The sequence below is a fragment of the Acidimicrobiia bacterium genome, assembly GCA_036396535.1.
Lineage (GTDB): Bacteria > Actinomycetota > Acidimicrobiia > Spongiisociales > UBA5794 > DASWKR01.
In genome coordinates this window covers 1-2,456 of sequence record DASWKR010000037.1, presented here as the reverse complement: position 1 = coordinate 2,456, position 2,456 = coordinate 1, and the positions used below count along the sequence as shown (strand labels likewise).

Annotated in this window: 3 protein-coding genes; 2 read left to right on the top strand and 1 reads right to left on the bottom strand. The window is 66.7% G+C overall.

Annotated elements, in window-relative coordinates; all coding sequences use genetic code 11:
* On the top strand, nucleotides 1–239 hold a 239-nt coding region (locus VGC47_07015), incomplete at its 5' end, for a hypothetical protein (GenBank protein HEX9855046.1).
* 265 nt (nucleotides 240–504) lie between these two features.
* Here VGC47_07015 and VGC47_07010 read toward each other — a convergent pair.
* Nucleotides 505–1,269, bottom strand: a complete 765-nt coding sequence (locus tag VGC47_07010) for a DUF5995 family protein (protein ID HEX9855045.1) — start codon at nucleotides 1,267–1,269, stop codon at nucleotides 505–507.
* 326 nt (nucleotides 1,270–1,595) lie between these two features.
* Between VGC47_07010 and VGC47_07005 the strand changes: the two genes are divergently transcribed.
* Entirely contained in the window at nucleotides 1,596–2,453 is an 858-nt protein-coding gene (locus VGC47_07005; protein HEX9855044.1) for a GNAT family N-acetyltransferase, read from the top strand.
* Nucleotides 2,454–2,456: the final 3 nt, after the last annotated feature.

The window sequence follows — 2,456 nt, the reverse complement described above, 5'->3', positions numbered from 1 at the left end:
GCATCAACTTCGAGGTCACCGCGCTCGATCCGCCCAATGCGCTGGCGATCCGGGGCACGTCGGGTCCCGTACGACCTGTGAATCACATGACCTTCACGAGCCAGGATGGGGGCACGTTGTTGGAGAGCGAAACCACCGTTCTTGGGTTTCTGGGCGTCCTCATGGGACGGACTCTGAAGACGCAGCAGCTGGCCAATCTCGAGAGGCTGAAGGGACTCCTGGAGTCCGGCGAGCTCTGATCGAAAGCCCAAATCCTCCTCACCTCCCGATTCCCTCCATCGGAAGCAGATCCGCCTCTGATCGTTGATCCGGATGCAGTTCTGCCGTTGACGGTCTCCGCCGGAGCGCCTCGAGGCGGTTGTCAGGCGGCACGCGTGGATCGTCGAGGTCTTTCCGCAGTCGCCGGCATCGAGGGCGCCCAGTGGCTCACCCCACTCCTGCGTACCGTAGGAGGCGGCCCCGGGCACCAGCGAGCCTCACCTCGGCCGAGCCGGGTCTGCCGGCTCACATCCTCGAGGCATCGGAACCGAGGAGGTCGATCACCTGCCGGACGTCGTTGCTCTCACGGAGGCGGATGAAGAGCAGACCGACTGGTAGATACGGCCCCGGCGTCAGGATCGTCTTGGTCAAGCGAGCAGTGGCCATGTCTCGGGTCGCGATGATCTCGCCCCGCTCATCGGACGGAGCGGCGGCCAGTTGCATTGCGAGCTCCCAGGCGCGGTGCCGGGCGATCTCGATGCTGAACCTGATCAGCGTCTGGTCGGTCCTACCGCCAAAACGATCGAGTAGTCCGACCCAAGGAGAGACTGCGCCTACCGCATCCATCAAGCCATCGACGAGGTCGGCGAGGATGGCGTTGATGCGATCGAAGTCGGCGCGGAGACCGGCCAGCTCGTTACCGGGCGCCACGGTGATTGCGGCGATGCCGAGGTCCAGGTTGATGTGGACGTTCATACCCACGAGCAAGTGCTGGAGGATGATCGGTCTCCACCGTCGGCTCGCCTCGAATGCGGCTTCCCAGGCCGCGGTCGGATGTTCTTCGCTTCGCCATTGGCGGTAGGCATCGAGGTACCGCTCGGCGAAGATCCGAAGGAAGTGCCCTGCCCTGTCGCTGTCGTCGAACCGACCGGCGACGACGGCGTCCTGAACGGCAAGCGTCACCTTGCGATACATCGCCGCGAAGTACCCGGTGCGGCCACCGGTGCGAACCGTGTCAGCGATCACACCATCGAGCCGGTCCAGCACGACGGCGATGTCTGCACCGGCCAAGCAACCTCCTCACTGCTGAGGGTACCTGCCGGGTCAGGATCCCACGTGCCGTGGTCGAGGTCGATGAACTTCACCAGCGCCGCCCACGCCGCTCGTTGATTGCCGTCGACGAGGGGATGGCCGCACGCCTGCCGACAGAGGAAGACGGCGGCATTGTCGTTGGATGTCGGTGCAGAGCTCGACGGCACCGAACCAAGGTCGTTTCTCAGCACGTTGGTTCGCTGAACTTTTGAGAGCGCAGCGCACGCCCGACCTTGCTCCAACTCGGAGGCGGGGACCCGAGATCCCTTGCGGCGCCCCGAGCGACGAGGCCGTAGCATCGGGTCGTGCCTGCGCTGCCGCCGATTGTGGTGCCTCGACTGGCCGTGATGCAGGCGATGCTGTCGGAATCGCTGGCCGCCGGCGGGTCGCGACACACGATCCATCCGGGCGAGCTCGGCTGGTGGTTCTTCCACCAGGATCCCAGCCGGACGCCGCTCGAGACTCTCATCGAGGACGATGCCTTCGCGGTGATCGATGCCAACGGGCCTGAGATCTCCGTGTTCGGCCGGCCAGGCGCCGAGCGGGTGCCGCTCCTCGACGCCGCATTGGAGCGGGTGGATGAACGGCCCACGGTCGGTTTCGTGGCGCACACAGACACGGAGCTGGCGGATGCGCTCCGTGGCCGCGGCTTCGAGCCCGATCCGGCGTTCGAGCTCGAGTTCAAGGCCGCGGTTGCCGAGGTGGCCGTGCCGTCCGTTGTCCCCGACGGCTACACCATCCGACCGGTGGCGGGGGAAGAGGAGGCGTGGAGCCGGAGGGCGGCATCGCACGCCGCCTTCGCCTCCAGCCTCGAGCCCGAGCTCCATCACCAGCGGTATCTCCGGTTCATGCGGTCCGAGGTGTACGTGCCCGAGCGTGATCTGGTGGCGGTGCACGCCGATGGTCGAGTGGCGGCGTTCCTGGTGTGGTGGGGGGACGAGGCATCCGGTGTCGCACAGCTCGAGCCGGTGGGAACCCACCCCGATCACCAACGACGGGGCCTGGGACGCGCCCTCCTCGCCCGGGCGGCCGGAGACATGGCCGCCGCCGGTATGCACACCGTGCGAGTGGGAACCGGTGCGCACCGCTCCGACGCCGTTGCCTTCTACCGCCGATCGTTTCGCGAGGTCGGACGAACCGACTGGTGGAGGGGTGTGCGGTGAGCG